Origin of the sequence: Mycobacterium barrassiae, assembly GCF_025822765.1 — a bacterium.
Lineage (GTDB): Bacteria > Actinomycetota > Actinomycetes > Mycobacteriales > Mycobacteriaceae > Mycobacterium > Mycobacterium barrassiae.
This window is the reverse complement of the sequence record NZ_JACKUK010000027.1, coordinates 74,448-92,363: the sequence shown is the minus strand read 5'-3', so window position 1 is coordinate 92,363 and position 17,916 is coordinate 74,448. Positions and strand designations below refer to the sequence as shown.

At 66.1% G+C, this 17,916-nt stretch carries 14 protein-coding genes; 9 read left to right on the top strand and 5 right to left on the bottom strand.

The window, feature by feature from the left end:
• Window positions 1-14 precede the first annotated feature (14 nt).
• Together H7J93_RS17490 and H7J93_RS17485 are read right to left on the bottom strand one after the other, a co-directional pair.
• On the bottom strand, window positions 15-1,907 hold the full coding sequence (locus tag H7J93_RS17490) for an ABC transporter ATP-binding protein (RefSeq protein ID WP_267307840.1): 1,893 nt from the start codon (window positions 1,905-1,907) through the stop codon (window positions 15-17).
• 8 nt (window positions 1,908-1,915) lie between these two features.
• On the bottom strand, window positions 1,916-3,685 hold the full coding sequence (locus H7J93_RS17485) for an ABC transporter ATP-binding protein (protein ID WP_267307554.1): 1,770 nt from the start codon (window positions 3,683-3,685) through the stop codon (window positions 1,916-1,918).
• A gap of 114 nt (window positions 3,686-3,799) precedes the next feature.
• Between H7J93_RS17485 and H7J93_RS17480 the strand changes: the two genes are divergently transcribed.
• Window positions 3,800-4,393: a DUF3558 domain-containing protein gene (locus H7J93_RS17480; protein ID WP_372507922.1), complete on the top strand. Its 594-nt coding sequence runs from the start codon at window positions 3,800-3,802 to the stop codon at window positions 4,391-4,393.
• Window positions 4,390-4,941 carry a DUF3558 domain-containing protein gene (locus H7J93_RS17475; RefSeq protein WP_267307553.1) on the top strand — a complete coding sequence of 184 codons (552 nt, stop codon included), beginning with the start codon at window positions 4,390-4,392 and terminating at the stop codon, window positions 4,939-4,941. Before H7J93_RS17480 ends, H7J93_RS17475 begins: the two co-directional genes overlap by 4 nt.
• Before the next feature lie 3 nt (window positions 4,942-4,944).
• Here H7J93_RS17475 and H7J93_RS17470 read toward each other — a convergent pair whose 3' ends face one another.
• Window positions 4,945-5,508 carry a SixA phosphatase family protein gene (locus H7J93_RS17470; RefSeq protein ID WP_267307552.1) on the bottom strand — a complete coding sequence of 188 codons (564 nt, stop codon included), beginning with the start codon at window positions 5,506-5,508 and terminating at the stop codon, window positions 4,945-4,947.
• Window positions 5,509-5,538: 30 nt separating this feature from the next.
• On the opposite strand from H7J93_RS17470, the gene H7J93_RS17465 reads away from it, so the two are divergent.
• The 6 genes from H7J93_RS17465 (at window position 5,539) to H7J93_RS17440 (ending at window position 14,491) form a co-directional block, all read left to right on the top strand.
• The gene (locus H7J93_RS17465; protein WP_267307551.1) at window positions 5,539-6,090 is read left to right on the top strand and encodes a hypothetical protein; all 552 of its coding nucleotides are present in this window, start codon (window positions 5,539-5,541) and stop codon (window positions 6,088-6,090) included.
• Between the two features lie 224 nt (window positions 6,091-6,314).
• Window positions 6,315-7,874, top strand: a complete 1,560-nt coding sequence (locus H7J93_RS17460; RefSeq protein WP_267307550.1) for a PepSY-associated TM helix domain-containing protein — start codon at window positions 6,315-6,317, stop codon at window positions 7,872-7,874.
• 106 nt (window positions 7,875-7,980) lie between these two features.
• Complete coding sequence (locus H7J93_RS17455) at window positions 7,981-9,129, top strand: metallophosphoesterase family protein (RefSeq protein ID WP_267307549.1); 1,149 nt, start codon at window positions 7,981-7,983, stop codon at window positions 9,127-9,129.
• Complete coding sequence (locus H7J93_RS17450) at window positions 9,126-11,774, top strand: AAA family ATPase (RefSeq protein WP_267307548.1); 2,649 nt, start codon at window positions 9,126-9,128, stop codon at window positions 11,772-11,774. The genes H7J93_RS17455 and H7J93_RS17450 overlap by 4 nt, the downstream gene beginning before the upstream one ends.
• A 145-nt stretch (window positions 11,775-11,919) precedes the next feature.
• Entirely contained in the window at window positions 11,920-12,801 is an 882-nt protein-coding gene (locus H7J93_RS17445) for a type IV toxin-antitoxin system AbiEi family antitoxin domain-containing protein (RefSeq protein WP_267307838.1), read from the top strand.
• Between the two features lie 145 nt (window positions 12,802-12,946).
• Window positions 12,947-14,491: a GMC family oxidoreductase gene (locus H7J93_RS17440; RefSeq protein ID WP_267307547.1), complete on the top strand. Its 1,545-nt coding sequence runs from the start codon at window positions 12,947-12,949 to the stop codon at window positions 14,489-14,491.
• 1 nt (window position 14,492) lies between these two features.
• Here H7J93_RS17440 and H7J93_RS17435 read toward each other — a convergent pair whose 3' ends face one another.
• Window positions 14,493-14,900: a DUF1622 domain-containing protein gene (locus tag H7J93_RS17435; protein WP_267307837.1), complete on the bottom strand. Its 408-nt coding sequence runs from the start codon at window positions 14,898-14,900 to the stop codon at window positions 14,493-14,495.
• A gap of 81 nt (window positions 14,901-14,981) precedes the next feature.
• Here H7J93_RS17435 and H7J93_RS17430 point away from each other — a divergent pair, with 81 nt between their 5' ends.
• Window positions 14,982-16,244, top strand: a complete 1,263-nt coding sequence (locus H7J93_RS17430) for an alpha/beta fold hydrolase (RefSeq protein WP_267307546.1) — start codon at window positions 14,982-14,984, stop codon at window positions 16,242-16,244.
• Here H7J93_RS17430 and H7J93_RS17425 read toward each other — a convergent pair.
• Window positions 16,234-17,913, bottom strand: a complete 1,680-nt coding sequence (locus tag H7J93_RS17425; RefSeq protein ID WP_267307545.1) for an ABC transporter family substrate-binding protein — start codon at window positions 17,911-17,913, stop codon at window positions 16,234-16,236. The two genes, H7J93_RS17430 and H7J93_RS17425, sit on opposite strands and share 11 nt — an antisense overlap.
• Between the last annotated feature and the right edge of the window lie 3 nt (window positions 17,914-17,916).

Here is a 17,916-nt window from a genome sequence, read left to right as displayed (position 1 = left end):
CGAGAGTACGGCGACTAGGTCTGTGTCATAGACCAATAAGCGCCACGCTTAGCCATCAGCTCGTCATGGCTGCCCTTTTCGACGATCCTGCCCGCCTCGAGGACGACGATGACGTCGGCATCGCGGATCGTCGAAAGCCGGTGCGCGATGATGAAACTCGTCCGGTCCCGGCGCAATTCGGCCATCGCCTGCTGGATCAGCAACTCGGTGCGGGTGTCGACCGAACTCGTCGCCTCGTCGAGCACCAACAGGTGCGGGCTGGACAGTGCCGCGCGGGCGATGGTGATGAGCTGCTTTTCGCCGGCACTGATGTTCGTCCCGTCATCCCTGACCCAGGTCTGGTATCCGTCGGGCAGTTGGTGGACGAACCGGTCGACGTACGCGGCGGTGGCGGCCGCGATCACCTCGTCCTCACTGGCGTCCGGGCGGCCGTAGGCAATGTTGTCGTAGATGGTCCCGGCGAACAGCCAGGTGTCCTGCAGCACCATGCCGATACGCGACCGCAGCGATTGACGGCTCACGGTGGCGATGTCGACGCCGTCCACCAGGATCTGGCCCGAGTCGACCTCGTAGAACCGCATCAGCAGGTTCACCAGTGTCGTCTTGCCGGCGCCCGTGGGTCCGACGATCGCCACCGTGGTTCCGGGTTCGGCAACCAGTGACAGGTCACTGACGACCGGGGTGCCGGGCTGGTAGCTGAAATTCACGTTCCTGAATTCGACGCGGCCGGGGCGCCCGTCCGGCGAGTGCGGCATCGGCGCCGGCTCCGGCGACTCCTCCTCGGCGTCGAGGAGGTCGAAGACCCGCTCCGCGCTGGCCACGCCGGACTGCAGCGTGTTGTACATGCCGGCGACCTGCGTCAGCGGCTGGTTGAACTGCCGCACATACTGGATGAACGCCTGGATGCTGCCGAGGCTGATCTGACCTGTTGCGACCTGGAGGCCGCCGACCACCGCCACCGCGACGTAGCTGATGTTGCCGATGAACACCGTCGCAGGCGAAACCAGGCCCGAAAAGAACTGCGCGCCAAAGCTGCTGCCGTACACGTCGTCGTTGAACTCCCGGAACTGATCCTGTGCCTGGGCGCGATGGCCGAACGTCTTGACGATGGTGAAACCGCTGTAGGTCTCCTCGATGTGCGCGTTGAGGCGGCCGGTATTGGTCCATTGCGCGACGAACAGGCGTTGGGAGCGGCGGGCGATAACCCTTGTCGCCCACAGCGACAGCGGCACGGTGATCACGGCGAGCAGCGTCAACAGCGGGGAGATGGTCAACATCATCACCAGCACCGCGAACACGGTCAGGACCGATGTCATCAGCTGGCTGATGGTCATGGACAACGAGGTCTGGATGTTGTCGACGTCGTTGGTGACGCGGCTCAGCACTTCGCCACGCTGGCGGGAGTCGAAGTACGACAACGGCATCCGGTGCACTTTGTTTTCGACATCGGCACGCAGGTCCACCATCGTGCGCTGCACCGCGACGATGAGCAGCCTGGCCTGCAGCCAGACCATCAGCGCGGCAACCAGATACAGCGCCAGTGCCAAGGCCAGCGTGCGAGCGACGGCGCCGAAGTCCACCCCTTGTCCGGGTACCACGTTCATGCCCGAGAGTAGATCGGCGAAGGTGTTGTCGCCGCGCGCCCTGGCCGCCTCGATGGCCTGTTGCTTGGTCAGTCCGGCCGGCAACTGTCGGCCGATTACACCGTTGAAGAGAAGATCGGTCGCATGCCCGAGGATGCGGGGGCCGACGACGCCTATCGCGATCCCGCCGACACCGAGCAGAACGACCGTGGCGGCCAGGCCCCGGTGCGGGGTCAGCTGTTTGACGAGTCGGATCGCGGAACCCTTGAAGTCGCGCGACCGTTCGGTCGGAGCCTGGACCGCACCCCGGATGGGTCGTGCCATGGGCCCGCTCACGTGGCGCTCCCTTCACGTGCGTTGGGCCCACTTGCGGCTCCCAGCGCCTGGGAGTCGGCGAACTCGGCGTACTCGGGGCATTCGGCCAGCAGTGTTTCGTGGGTGCCCACTCCGCGAACGCGACCGTCGTCGATGACGACGATCTGATCCGCGGCGGATACCGTCGAAATACGTTGGGAGACAATCAGAACTGTCGACTGTCCGGACACTTCGCGAAGCGCGGTGCGGACGCGGACGTCGGTGTGCACATCCAGGGCCGAGAACGCGTCGTCGAACAGGTAGATCGCGGGGCGACGGATGACGGCACGCGCGATCGCCAGACGCTGGCGCTGGCCACCGGAGAAGTTGATGCCACCCTGGGCGACCCGCATGGCCAACCCGTCGGCGTGCGCGCGCACGAAGTCATCGGCGGCGGCCACCTCCAGCGCGCGCCACATGTCGTCTTCGGTCACCACTTGTCCCGGCGCCGCACCCAGTTGCAGATTGTCGGCGACGGTGCCGGAGAAGAGGTAGCCCCGCTGCGGGACCACACCGATCGCCGCCCACAGCTGTTCGGGATCGAGGTCGCGCACGTCGATGTCGTCGATGCGCACCGCTCCGGATGTCACATCGAACAGCCGGCAGATCAACGACACCAACGTCGACTTGCCCGAGCCGGTGGATCCGACGATCGCCGTCGTCGTCCCCGGCCGTGCGATCAGCGAGACATCTTGCAGCACGGGGCGCTCGGCACCGGGATAGCTGAACGTGACGTGATCCAGGTGGATCTCGCCCCTGATGGTGGCCGGCCGGACGGGATTTTGTGGGCTGGTGATCTGCGGCTCGGTGGACATCACCTCGCCGATGCGGTCGGCGCAGACGGATGCGCGGGGAATGACGACGAGGATGAACGTGGCGAGCAGGACCGCCATGAGGATCTGCATGAAGTACGACAGGAACGCGATCAGCGAGCCGACCTGCATCTGGCCGGCGTCGATGCGCAGGGCGCCGAACCAGATCAGCGCGACGCTGGAGATGTTGATGACGAGTGTGGTCGTCGGCAGCATGAGCGCCTGCCAGCGTCCTGCTTCCAGTGCGGCATCCGCCAGCGCCTGGTTGGCCTGTTCAAAGCGGTTGCGTTCGTGCGTTTCCCGGGTGAACGCGCGGATCACCCGGATACCGGCGAGTTGTTCCCGCATGACCCGGTTGATGCCGTCGATCAGCCGTTGCATGCGGCGAAAGATCGGCAGCAGGTGCGACACGATCCAGTAGTTGGCTGCGGCCAGGATCGGCACGCTGACCAGCAGCAGCCACGACAGGCCGGCGTCCTGATGTATCGCCATGAAGATGCCGCCGATCGACATCAGCGGCGCCGTGATCAGCATGGTGCAGGTCAGTTGCACGAGCAGCTGAATCTGCTGCACATCGTTGGTGGTCCTGGTCAGCAGCGACGATGCACCGAAGCGTGCCGTCTCCTCGGCGGAGAAGCCGGTGACGTGGTGGAAGATCGCCGACCTGAGGTCACGTCCGAAACCGGTGCCGGCCCGAGACCCGAAGTACACCGCGCCGATCGCGCAGACCACCTGCAGCGCGGTGACCGCGAGCATCACGCCGCCCAGTTCGACGATTTTTCGCAGATTCCCCGTGGCGACGCCGTCGTCGATGATCGCCGCGTTGACGGTTGGCAGGTACAGCGATGCCAGGGTGCTGATCAACTGGAACACCGCCACGATCGCGAGCAGCCACCGGTACGGCCGCGCATACTGTCGCAGCAGCGCCCACAACATCTGGCTACTTTCGCACACCCGTTGATCGCCTTGATTGGCAGACTCGCCTGAGAATTGCATAAATTCCCTGGTCAACCGGCATGTCGGTGGTTGAGGGTCTGACCTGCCGCTACAGTGCATGGCGTGACTTCCACGACGCGTCCGGCCCGGACGAGCCGAAACCCCCGCCGAAATAACAAGGCGCTGGCGGTGGCGGCTGTGGCGATCATTCCGATGTTTGCCGCCTGCTCGGATTCCGAGCCCGCCAATCCGGAGGTGCCGCAGACCTCGACGCCGACAGCCAGCGCCACCCACGGCCCCTTCTTCCCCGAATGCGGCGGCATCAGCGACCAGGAAGTCATTTCGCAGACGCGCGTACCGGGCCTGGTGAACACCGCGAAGACCTCGGTGGGGTGCCAGTGGTTGTCCGGCGGCAGCATCCTGGGACCGCACTTCTCGTTCACGTGGTTCCGCGGCAGCCCCATCGGGCGCGAGCGCAAGACCGAAGAACTGACGCGCGCCAGTGTGGAGGACATCAACATCGAGGGGCACGACGGGTTCATCGCGGTCGGTGAGGATCCGATCCTCGGCACCAATCTGTGCGAGATCGGCATCCAGTTCGACGATGACTTCATCGAATGGTCGGTCAGCTACAGCGAGAAGCCGTTTCCGGATGCGTGCGAGGTTGCCAAGGAACTCACCCGCCAGTCGATTGTGAACTCCAAATGAGACTTGCTCGTCGCGCCGCAGGCGCTCTGGTCACGGCGTGCGCCGCACTCTCGGTGCTCGTCGGGTGCACAAGCACCGTCGATGGGACCGCCATCAAGGCCGGTTCCGGCAGTGCGCCCCGCAACAACGACTCCGAACGGCAGTATCCGAACCTGCAGAAGGAGTGCGACGTCCTGACGGAGGACATCCTCGCCGAGACGGTCGACGCCGATCCACTGGACATCCAGAGCACGTTCGTCGGTGCGGTGTGCCGCTGGCAGGCGGCGAATCCGACCGGCCTGGTGGACATCACCCGGTTCTGGTTCGAAGAGGGCAGCCTGGACAACGAGCGCGAGGTGGCTGATCAGCTCGGGTACCGGGTCGAGAACAAGACGGTGGCCGGTATCGATTCCATCGTGATGCGCCCGAACGATGCCAACGGCGCGTGCGGCGTCGCCAGCGATGCGGCGGGCGTGGTCGGATGGTGGGTCAACCCGCAGACCCCTGGCAGCGATGCATGCGCGATGGCGCTCAAGCTGATGGAGCTGACGCTGGCCACGCGCGCCTGAGTTCTAGCGCGGCACGTGAAAGGTGACCAGCGCTGCGCTGTTCAGCGTCAGCTGATCCCAGGTCTCGCCGGTGCGCAGGACAGCGATCGCCGAGGTCGGAAACTTCATCGAGATGCGTTCGGCCGCAGCGTTGTTACTGCCTTCGTCGGTGGCCAAGCCGAGCGAAAGGTCGGACATCGTCGGCTCATGACCGACGACCAGCAGGGTGGCCACGTCGAAGTCGAATCGTTTCGGCACCTGATTGATCTCCTCGATGACCGCACCGGGGGTGGCCTCGTAGAGCCGATCGAGGAATTTCACCGGTGCGTCGATCCGGGTGCGTTCGAGCGTCTCTCGAGTGCGGGTGGCCGTCGAACACAGCACCGCATCCACCGTGGGCGCGTGCGCTCTCAGCCAGTCGCCTGCCAGTGCGGCCTCGCGGATTCCGCGCGGTGCGAGCGGGCGTTCGTGGTCGGACGCTCCCGTCGGGTACTCCGACTTCGCGTGGCGTAGCAGCAACAGCGTCCGGAAGGAGTCGCTCACCGTCTTACCGTAGAGGTGCCGCGAGTGCCGGGTCCAGCAGGTCATGTAGTGGCCGCGCCGGTAAGGTTCTGAACCGTGAGTACGCCCAAGTCGCGCGCGCGCTGGGTGCGCGGCGTACTGGTGGGGTTGTGCTCGGCAGTGGTGACCGTCGGCGCCCACGCGGCAGCAGGGGGACTTGTTCCCCAGGGCGGCAGGCTCGTGATTGCGATGATCGTGTGCGCGACCGTCGGAGCTGCGCTGGCCACCGCGCCGCTCGAAGTCCGACGCGACAGGCTATTCGGCGTGATCGGTGCGCTTATCGTCGCGCAGTCCGTCGGTCACCTGACATTGATGGCGTCGGCGGGACATCAACATGACCACGGCGGCGTACTGGGCGCCACCCCGTCAATGACTGGCGCCCACCTCGCGGCAGCCGTGATTCTCGGCATCGCGATCAGCTCCGTCGAATATCTCTACGTCGTCTGTGCATCGGTGCTGTGCTGGCTGCGAGTATTCGCGGCGCCCACCTCGCGGCCGGCAGTGCGGTCGTTGCCGCCGGCGAGCGACGACGTTCGTGCGCAGTCAGTTCTGCGTTGCTCCGGGCTGGGTATGCGCGCGCCTCCACAACTCGCAGCGCCGACCGCATAGCGGCCGACTGACACCCCTACACCCCGCCCTTGACGCAGCCTTTGGCTCGTCGCATGGTGCGGCTAGGTGGCGAACCCCATTCGGTATCGCCGTATCCGGACGCTGTTGCATGCCGGTTGGTTACTCGGATCTACTGCGCTGCAACGGGTTCCCTTTCTACCTACCTCATAGAAGGACGTAAATCAGTTGTTGAATACAGCCCTGTTGGTACCCAGGTGCCACCGATGACCACATCAAGCACCATTAAGCGCCACCGCGATGCGGCTGCCTTGAGGCGCATCTGGCGCCTGCATTTCTGGGTGGGTGTTTTCGCGGGACCGGCACTTGTGCTGCTGGCGTGTTCCGGTCTCGTGATCCTTTACTCCCAACCGCTGAACGACTGGCTGAACCGTGATCTGTATTTGGTCGCCGAGGGGCCTGAAGCGATGTCGCTCGATGACCAGATCGCCGCCGCCGAGCAGAACGTCGGCGCGGACTACACCCTCGATGCCGTTACCCCGCCGGCCGCCGTGAACCGGTCGACCCGGGTCGACTTTGTGCCGCCCGACGGGCTCTCGCTTCCGGCCGGGGAAGCCAATCTCATCCAGGTCTTCATCGACCCGTACACCGGGCGATATCTCGGACAGCGCAGTGAATTGTCCGGACTCGTCGGGTGGGCGAATCAGCTGCACCGACTATTCGGCAACGATGGACCGCACGTGCACCTGCCATCGCTCGGACACCTGATCGCGCCGACGTCGTATCCCGACCCCGTGATTGCAGTCGGGGTTGGAAACCTCTGGATGGAGCTAACGGCGGTCTGGATCCTTGTGCTGATCGCCAGCGGGGTCTACCTATGGTGGCCACGAGCGATCGAGGCCGCGAAGCCGTTGCTGAAGATCCGATGGGTTAGTGGCGGTCGGATCCGGTGGCGAGATATGCACGCGCTGACCGGTGTGGTGCTCGCGGTCGTTCTCATCTGTTATGTGCTGTCGGGTTTGACGTGGTCGCGGTATTGGGGTGAGAACTGGCGCGCCGTTTCGTCGATCGTCACGCCCTCGGCGGAGGTTGAAGCGCCTTCGACGCCAGCGACGATGGGCGACTACGACCGGCTGGGTCGTCGAATCGCGTGGGCCGCTACCGATGACCCGGTCTTCGCATCAACAACCGACAGCGCGGTTCCGCAGCGGCTCTCGTTCGCCGACATCGACCGGCTCGCGAAAGGCGAGAAAATGGTCCCCGGCTACGCCATCATCCCGCCGGCAGATGTGACAGCGGACGGGGAAACGGTGTACGGCAGCTACACCGTGGTCAACGCATGGCCGCAGAAGCTGTCGGAGCAGCGCGCGCTCTTTCTCGACCAGTTCACCGGCCGGACCATCGCCAACGCCACCGCAGCAGAGGATGGAGCGCTCTCCCAACTGACCAGTTTCGGCATAGCGATGCATATGGGCAACCAGTTCGGATTACTGACCCGCGTCGTGGCGACGCTGGCATGCCTCGGCGTGCTCATCAGCGCGCTAACCGGGCTTCTGATGTGGTGGAGGCGCCGGCCCGCCGGGCGTAGCGGAGTCCCAGGCCGGGTTAGCGCCGGCACTGGTGCCAACGCGCCACGGCTCGTGGTGATCGCGGTCTCGGGAGCCGCCGTCGGTCTGGCGCTCATCTTCCCGGTTTTCGGTGTGTCGCTCCTGGCCGTACTCGCGGTGGAACTTGTTCTCGCCATGCGGAGTCGAACTCGCGAGCGCCGTGGTGCATCGCAATCGAAAAGTGGTGAGGACGAGCTTCCGGTGGACGTGTTGCGTTGATCTGAGCCCCGCCGCGCCTCACCGGACTTGTCGGCGCCCGGACCTACACTCGCCATGCCCGGCAAAGAGACCGGCCGACACGGAGAGTGGAAGGGGATGGGCCGAGATGCGATTTGTTCACACCGCCGACTGGCAGCTCGGCATGACCCGCTACTTCCTCAACGGTGAGGCGCAGCCCCGCTATTCGGCCGCGCGGCGCGATGTCGTGGCCGGTATCGGTGAGCTCGCCGCCGACACCGGAGCCGAGTTCGTGGTCGTCGCCGGCGACGTCTTCGAGCACAACCAACTCGCGCCCCGGGACGTCAGCCAGTCGTTGGAGGCGATGCGCGCCATCGGCGTCCCGGTGTACCTGCTGCCCGGCAATCACGATCCGCTGGATGCATCGTCGGTCTACACCAGCCCGCTGTTTCGGTCCGAGTGCCCGGAGAACGTGACGGTCCTCGATCGACCTGGTGTGTATGAGGTGCGGCCGGGCCTGCAACTGGTCGCTGCGCCGTGGACCTCCAAGGCCCCGGTCGCAGATCCTGTCGCCTCCGTGCTCGATGACCTGCCCGCCGACGGCGTCGCCCGCATCGTCGTCGGCCACGGCGGGGTCGACATCTTCGTTCCCGACAAGGATCGGCCGTCGTTGATTCGCTTGGCGGCGCTGGAGGCCGCCATCGCGCGCGGGGCGGTGCACTATGTGGCTTTGGGCGACAAGCACTCTCGCATGCAGGTCGGTTCCACCGGCCGTATCTGGTACTCCGGTTCGCCAGAGGTCACCAACTACGACGACATCGAGACAGATCCCGGTCATGTGCTGGTGGTAAACCTCGACGAGGCAGATCCTTCGGTGCCGGTGCGGGTCGAACCCCGCAAGGTGGGTCGGTGGCGGTTCGTGACGCTGCGCCGTTCGGTCGACAGCAGTCGTGACATCGCCGATCTGGATCTCAATCTGGACCTGATGCCCGACAAGGAGCGCACCGTCGTGCGCGTCGGTCTGACCGGTTCGCTGACGGTCACCGACAAGGCCACCCTCGATGCGTGCCTGGACAAGTACGCGCGCCTGTTCGCCGCACTCACCGTGTGGGACAAGCAATCCGAAATCGCGGTGACACCCGCCGACGGTGAGTTCGACGACCTCGGGATCGGCGGCTTCGCAGCGGCCGCGGTCGACGAGTTGGTGGCCACGGCGCGCTCCGATGGCGCCGACGCCGACGACGCGCGGGCGGCGTTGGCGCTGCTGCTGCGTCTGGCCGACAGGGGTGTGGCGTGAAACTGCACCGCTTGGTGTTGACCAACTACCGCGGCATCGTGCACCGCGAAATCGAGTTCCCCGACCGCGGTGTCGTGGTGGTGAGCGGCGCCAACGAGATCGGCAAGTCGTCGATGATCGAGGCGCTGGACCTGCTTCTGGAGGCCAAGGACCGCTCATCCAAAAAAGAGGTCAAGCAGGTCAAGCCGACGCATGCCGACGTCGGCGCCGAGATCACCGCGGACATCTCCACCGGCCCTTATCGATTCGTCTACCGCAAGCGTTTTCACAAGCGGGCCGAGACCGAATTGACGGTGCTGGCGCCGCGGCGTGAACAGCTCACCGGAGACGAGGCGCACGACCGGGTCAGGGCCATGCTGGAGGAGACCGTCGACACCTGCCTGTGGCAGGCCCAGCGGGTGTTGCAGTCGACAGCCACCGAAGCCGTGGACCTGTCGGGGTGTGATGCGCTGTCGCGCGCGCTCGACGTCGCTGCCGGCGCCGCGGTCGCCCCGACCGATGCTTCGGTGCCGTCGGCCGCCAACGGAACCGACACGCTGCTGGTCGACCGCATCGAGACCGAGTACCTCAACTACTTCACCCGCACCGGCCGCCCCACCGGGGAGTGGGCTGCCGCCCAGAAACGGCTCCAGGCCGCCGACCAGGAGCTGGCCCGGTGCGCGGCCGCCATCGCAGAGGTCGACGACGCGGTACGCAGGCATGCCGAACTCACCGAGGAGCTGGCCCGGCTGACCGCGGCCCGCACCGACGCCTCAAAGCAACTGACGGCGGCCCAGGCTGCTGCCGAAGCGGTTGCCGCGCTGGCAGGCGAGCTCAAACAGGCCGAGCTGGTCGCTGCCGCGGCGGAGGCCGGCCGCACCGCGGCGGCAACGGCGGTCAACGATCGGCGCGCGTTGCGGGACGCGATCGACGGACGGGCCGAAGCCATCGTCGAGCTCGAAGCCTCGGCCGCCGAGGCGGCCGAGGCGCTGGCCACCGCCGCCGAGGTGAAGCAGGCCGCCGACGTGGTCGCCGAGGAGGCGCGGACGGCGATGACGGCCGCGCAGGGCCGCGCCGATGCAGCCCGCCGGACCGTGGACCAGCTGGTCGCGCGCGAGGAGGCCGATCGGCTGGCGGGGATGCTGGCCAAGATCGCTGGGGCACAACGCGATCTGGACAGCACCGAGGCGGAGCTGGCGAGCATCGCGCTGACCGGCGAGGGCATGCGCGCCATCGAGGCGGCGAACTCGGCGGTCGACGTCGCGATGGCACAGGTCGAACTGATGTCGGCGCACCTCGAGCTGGTGGCGATCGCCGACGTCGAGGTGCGCGTGGGCGGTGAAGTACGTGCACTCGAGGCGGGCCAGTCCTGGTCGACCGGAGTGAGCTCGCAGACCGAGATCGAAGTGCCGGGGGTGCTGACTGCGCGCCTGGCGCCGAGCACGCCGGCGTCGGAGACGCATGCCAAACTCGAAGCGGCCCAGCAGCTTTTGGCCTCCGAGTTGGCGAAGGCCGGTGTCGCCGATGTCGCCGCGGCGCGCGCCCTCGACCAGCGCCGGCTGCAACTGGTGACCACCCGGGATCGGCTGGTCGCACGAATCGAGGCGTTGACCGGCGACGCGTCGGTCGACCAGCTGCAGACCCGGTTGGCCGAGCTGACTGCGCGCCAGCCCGTCGCCGCCGACCTGTTCGAAGCCGACGCGGACGCCGCACGAGCCGAACTCCAGGCGGCCACCACCGCCGCGGCGCAGGCCATCGCGGACTGCGAGAAGCATCGCAAGGTTGCCGAGGCCGCGGCAAAGCAGTTGGGGGAGCGCGAGACTCGGGTCGCGCTGATGCGGGAGAAGCTCACCACCGAGCAGGGCCAGCTCACCCTCGCGCGTGACCAGCTGGCGCGGCAGCGTGGGACCACCGCAGACGAGGAGTTGACCGCCAAGGCGGAAACATGTGAGCAGGAGGCGCGACGCGCGAACACCCTCGTCGCCGAGCTCAGCGCCGAGCTGGCCAAAGCGGCTCCGGACGCTGTCGCCGCCGCGCTCAACGACGCCACCCGTCGGGCCGAGGAGGTGGGCCGCGAGCATGACGAGGTGGCCGAGGCGCTCCGCGAGGTCAAGACTCAGCTGAAGGTGTACGGCACCGAAGGTCGCAAGGGGCAACTAGACGCGGCGGAGACCGAACGCGAACACGCCGAGGCGGAATACCTGCGGGTGCAGCGGCGGGCCCGGGCCGCGGAACTGCTGCGGTCGGTGATCATTCGGCACCGTGATGCCACACGGCTGCGTTACGTCGACCCGTTCCGGACCGAGGTGGAGCGGCTCGGTCGCCTCGTCTTCGGTGACAGTTTCGAAGTGGAGATCGACAGCGATCTGAAGATCTGCAGCCGGACGCTGTCTGGTCGCACGGTTCCCTACGAGTCGCTGTCCGGCGGCGCCAAGGAGCAGCTGGGCATCGTCGCGCGGTTGGCCGGCGCTGCGCTGGTCGCCAAGGAGGACACCGTTCCGGTGGTGATCGACGACGCCCTGGGATTCACCGACGCCGACCGACTGGTCAAGATGGGTGCGGTGTTCAACGCCGTCGGCGGTGACGGGCAGGTGATCGTGCTGACGTGCAGCCCGCAGCGGTACGCCGCCGTCGAGGGGGCGCACCACATCGCGCTGTCCGCCTAACTACCGGCGAGCAGACGCAAAGGTTCCGACTTCCCCGGCGTGTCGGGTCATTTTGTGTCTGCTCGGCCATCCACAACTTCGAGTTTGTCCCCAGATCGGTTGGGGGGCCCTGTTCGATCGTCGCCAGATCTTTCAGTGTCGAGCGGTGTTCATCGAAGAGGTATTCGCTTCCGGCGGTGGTCTTGCCACCCGAAAACAGTTGCTATCCGTGCTGTCCCACAGAACCCTTTCCGACTACGTGAAAGCCGGCGCCATCGTTCGCGTGTGGCACGGCGTATATACGTTGGGCCAACCCGACATCAAGGCTCGACTATCTGGGCTCGACCTGATGACCGGTAAGACAATCGTCGCGTGTATGTCGACGGCGGCCCAGTTGTACGGCTTCGATACGGAGCAATCGACCCGGATCCACGTGCTTGACCCTGGCGTCCGCTTACGGCCGGCACCAAATCTGATGGTGCATCAACGGGCTGGAGCGCCGCTACGGCGAATAGACGGGCGGCTTGCGACGGCACCTGCGTGGACGGCGGTAGAAATCGCGCGCGATCTCCGACGTTCCCGGGCGCTGGCGACACTCGACGCCGTGCTCCACAGCGGGGCTTGCAGCCCGGTGGAACTCCACGCGGCGATAGCCGAGCAGAAAGGTAGGCGTGGAATCGTGAAAGTCCGAGAGCTGGCGTCGTATGCAGACGGTCGTGCAGAGTCGCCGATGGAGAGCGAAGCACGATTGGTCTTCATCGACGGGGGCTTGCCGATGCCGGTGCTTCAGTACGAGATCGTGGATCGCTGTGGCGAACTGTGGCGAGTTGACTTCGCGTGGCCGGAGGCGATGGTCATCGCCGAATACGAAAGTATGGAATGGCATGCCACTGCTGCTGCGCTGCGGCACGACCGGACCAAGACGGCGCGGCTCCAGGAGTGTGGCTACACCATCGTGCCGATCGTCGTCGACGATGTCCGCCGTCGACCCTTTGACCTCGTCGGCCGACTTTTCTACCACCTCGACCGCGCCGAAATTGCTAGCTGACCCACCGAGTCCCCTGGCGAGCAGACGCAGAGTGCACACTTCTCCCGGCGTGTCGGGCCATTTTGCGTCTGCTCGCGCGATTCGGGGCGGCGCATCCACGCCAAGCGGCCCCATCGATACCCACCGGACTCATAGACTCCGGCGCGTGGACGCCGACTATGTCGTTGTGGGAACTGGTTCTGCTGGATCGGTAGTGGCCAATCGCCTCAGCGCCGACACCTCCTCCCAAATCGTGGTGCTCGAAGCCGGGCCGAAGGACAAGGATAAATTCATCCACATCCCCGCGGGTTTCGCCAAGCTGATGCGCACTCCGATGGACTGGGACTATCTGACGGAACCGCAGAAGGAACTCGACGGGCGCGAGATCTATTGGCCGCGAGGCAAAATGCTCGGTGGCTCCTCGTCGATGAACGCGATGATGTGGGTGCGCGGCTTCGCCGCGGACTACGACGAGTGGGGTGCGGTCGCCGGCGAACAGTGGGACTACGCCCATCTCGAACCGTATCTGACCCGCATCGAGAGCGGCCCGCTGTCGATCGCGCGTCAACGAAGCCCCCGCACGTCCACCGCAGCGTGGCTGAAGGCCGTCGAGGAATGCGGCTACCGCATCGAAGAACCTAATCAGGCTGAGCCGGAGGGCTTCTGCGAAACCCGCGTCACGCAACGCCGCGGCGCGCGGTGGAGCACCGCCGATGCCTACCTGCGGCCCGCGCTCAAACGGCCGAACCTGACACTGCTGACCGAGGCGACCGCGACCAAGGTGCTGTTCGACGGGCGTCGCGCCGTCGGCGTCGAGTTCGACAAGGGCAGCACCAGGCAGGTGGTGCGCGCACACCGTGAGGTGATCCTCTGCGGTGGCGCGATCAACAGCCCGCAGCTGTTGATGCTCTCCGGTATCGGTGACCGTGACCAGCTCGAGGAGCACGGCATCGAAGTGGTTGCCCCGTCACCGGAAGTCGGCGCCAATCTACTCGATCATCTTGTCGTGCCACTGGGATTCGACGTGCCGAACGACTCGCTCTTCGCGGCCGAGAAGCCACTCGAACTGTTGAACTATCTCATCCGCAGACGGGGCATGCTGACCTCCAACGTCGGCGAGGCGTACGGGTTCGTGAAGAGCCGCGCGGATCTCGAATTGCCGGACCTGGAGCTGATCTTCGCTCCTGCACCGTACTTCGAGGAGGGGATCGGCGACCCGTATCCAGGCCATGCGGTCGTGATGGGGCCGATCCTGCTGAAGCCGCGCAGCAGCGGCACCATCACGTTGCGGACCGCAAATCCCAAGGACAAGCCGATCATCGACCCGCGTTATCTCACCGACCCCGCGGGAGCAGACCGCGAGGCGTTGATGGCCGGTCTGCGGATGTGCGCCACCATCGCGAAATCGCCTGCGCTCAACGGCATCATCGGCGCGATCGCAAGGCCGCTCAACGCCACGACCCTCGACGACGAAACAATGGAGCGGGCGCTGAACTCGTTGTCGCACACGCTCTATCACCCGGTGGGTACCTGCCGGATGGGCCGCGACGATGCCAGCGTCGTCGACCCCGAGTTGCGGGTCCGCGGCGTCGACGGGTTGCGCGTCGCCGACGCATCGGTGATGCCGACGATCATCCGCGGGCACACCCACGCGCCCAGCGTGCTGATCGGCGAGAAGGCGGCGGACATCATCAGGGCCGCAGGCCAATGACCTAGGCGCCGGGCTCCGGTTGCATGGCCTTGCGAGCCGCGCTGGCCAGCACCTCCGGTCCGGTTCTCAGCGCCTTGCGCCACGGTGCGACACCGTCGATCTCGATCTGGATCGTGAAGCTGAGCACCGTCCGGATGAGGACGATCAGCCCGAGCACGGCGGCGTCGGTCAGCGACGGCGTCGACGTGACGGTCTTGACGATGTCCGCTGCGACAAGCAGTTCGAGGCCGAGAAGGATTGCTCCTCCCAGTGATTCCCGCAACGTCTTGAACGCGCGGCCGCCGCTCTTTGTGCGCGCCCAGGTCACCACCGACAGCGCGAAGGCGAACAGGAAGCCGATGATCATCGACAAGACGCCCAGCACCTCGAACGCCTTCGTGGCTCCCTCGAAGAACTCTCCAGTTCGCACGCCTGCCTCGGTTCCGTGGGTGTGATCCATTCGTTCCGCGACTCTATAGAACCTCGGCGCGCTGAGGGCACAATGGACGTGATGACCATGAACGCCAAGCGTCGGCGGGCGCACGACAAACTCGCGGCGCTGCCAGGTGTTCGGGCCGTCCGGCGGCCGGTGCGGGCCGGCCAGGACGGCACCGATGAGGAGTTCGACCTCTACTACGTCCGGACCGGCCGCAAGTCCGCACATCCGCTGGTCGTGATCCCCGGCGGTCCGGGCGCCGCGTCGATCGCGTTGTACAGGGGGTTTCGGCGCCGTGCGGTAGCCGAGGGCCTCGATGTGATCATGATCGAGCACCGCGGAGTAGGCATGTCACGCCATGACGACCGCGGCGCCGATCTGCCGCCGGAGGCGCTGACGATCGCCCAGGCCGTCGACGACGTTGTCGCCGTACTCGATGACGCGGGTGTCGACAAGGCGGTCATCTACGGCACGTCCTACGGCACCTATCTCGCTGCGGGGTTCGGGGTCCGCCATCCGAATCGAGTGCACGCGATGGTGCTGGACTCGCCGGTGCTCTCCGCGCAGGACATCGACGCCGTCCGCGAGGCGGCACGCCGACTGCTGTGGAACGGCGACGACCCCGAGACCGCCGACCTGGCACCCAAGGTGCGACGCCTGGTCCACGAAGACCAGTTGACGCCGGCGGCCACGCAACTGGCCATGGCCGTCTACGGCTTCGCCGGGCCGACGCTGCTGCAGCGCCAACTGGACCTGCTGCTCACCGGGCGGCGCTGGTTGTGGTCAGGGATGGCCCACGCCACGAGTCTGATGTTCGAGCGCAAGGCGCCGTATCGGCACGAACCCGATCTCGTCGGCCGCATCGGATACCGCGAACTCAACTATGGGGCGACACCTGATGGCGAACCGTTCGATCCCGCGGTGGCGTATCGCGAAGCAGCCCCAGACACAACGGAATTCGATGCCGAACCCTTCGATCTGGTCGCCGAGATGCCGAACTTCACCTGGCCGACGGTGGTGCTCTCCGGGGGTCGCGACCTGATCACCCCGCCGACGGTGGCCCGCCGAGTCGCGTCGCTGATCCCGAATGCGGTCCTGGTCAACCTGGCGACCGCCGGACACAGCATCGTCGATTTTCGCGAACGAGCCGCCCTGGACATCGTCAAGTCGATCTACGACGGTGCGATCGAGCAGCTGCCGGAACGCGAGTCCGCGCTGGATTCGAAGCCGCCCGGGTTGGCGGTTCGCGCGTTGATCTGGGGGATCGAAGCGGCGGCTGCCCTGGAAGCGGCGGTGCCCGCGGTGGTTCCGCGAACTGTGCGGCGCGCTACTTCATGAAGCCGATCTTCGTGTAGTCCGGGTCGGCCAACCCGAACGCCCCGAAGTTCGCCAAATTGCTTCGTACCGCGATGTTTCCGGTCGACTGCGTCAGCGGGAGACTGAACACCTCTTCGAACAGCATCTTGTCGAGTTCGTTGGCCAGCATCCGCGCCTTCGCCGGATCCAGTTCGCCGACCGTCTCCTCGATCTTGGCGTCGATCTGCGGGCTGCTGATCTTGCCGAAGTTGCTCTCCGCGTCGGTGCGATAGATCTGGGTCAGGCTCGCCAACGGGAATGCGTCACCGCTCCAGGCGAATTGGGCGATATCGAAGTTGCCCACCGTGACGTAGTCGGTGAAGAAGCCGGCGGCCGGCCTGATGTCGAGTTCGAGTTTGACGCCGATCTGCGCGAGATTGTTCTGTGCGATCTGGCCGTACTGTCGCGTCCCGAGTGAGTCGAAGAGCACGTCGCGGATGACCAGTTGCTTACCGTCCTTCTCGCGGAACTGGCCGTTCATCCGCCAGCCGAGCCCGTCGAGCACCTTCTTGGCGTTCTCGGGGTCGTAGGCGACGACACCGCTGTTGTCCTGGTAGCCCTCCTGGCCTGCGACGAAGATGTGGTTGTTCAGCGGGACAGGGTTGTCGGCGAGCCCACGCTGGGTGACTGCGGCGATGGTGTTGCGGTCGATGCCCATGGCGACCGCCCGTCGCAGTGCGGGGTCGGCGAGGATTCTGCCGGGGGCCCCGTTGAACGTGAAGTGATACCAACCGAGCCCGGGGGCGCGGCGGATGGCGATCCCCTTGGTGCGTCGCGCGATCTCCATCTCGTCGAGGGTGGCGAGGCCGGTGGCGTCGATGGTGTTGTTCTGCAATGCGGGAATCCGTGCCGCGTCGTCGAGAACCAGGTAGGTGATGCTGTCCAGCAGTGGTTTCTCACCCCACCATTTGGGGTTGCGCGTCAACGTGATCCGCTTCGCCCCACGGTCGAGGTTGGAGATGATGAACGGTCCGGCTGACGGGCCCGGCCCATTGAGTTGCGCCCGATTGAAGGCCTCCGGGGTGGCCGTCGACGTCTTCGGCAACAGCACGGTGCTGCCGGCGAACATGCCTTTCCAGTCGGCCCACGGCTTGGCGAAGGTGACGACAGCCTGCCGGTCGTCCACTCCGCGCTCGACCTTCTCGACCCGGTCGCTGCCGTTGGTGGCCGCGATCGCGAAGTTCTTGTCCTTACCGCTCATGGCATTGACCTGCGACTGGATGTCCTCCCACGTGATGGGGGTGCCGTCGCTCCACACCGCCTTGGGGTTGATCGTGTAGGTCACGACCTGGGGGTCGGTGCTCGTCAGCTCCACGCTGGTGAAGTAGTCGGTGTTGACCGTGGCCGACCCGTCGGCGGCGATTCGGAACGCGCGCGGCATCGTGGAGCGCATGAGCGAGCCGACGTCGCCGGTGTTGCCGTCGATGTGCAGCGAGTTGAAGTTCGGCGGGAAGTCGTTGAGCGCCAGCCGGAGGTTGCCGCCCTCCCGCAGGTTGGCGACGTCCTGCGGGTTGATGTCGTTGGTGGTGCCGACTTCCGCGGATCCACCCGCCGACGGCGCCTCCTGGTTGCTGCCGGAGCAGGCGGACAGGGTGAGGGCGGCGATCACAGCTGCTAGTCCCAAGGTCTGAGCGAAGCGTCGGATCCTCATGCG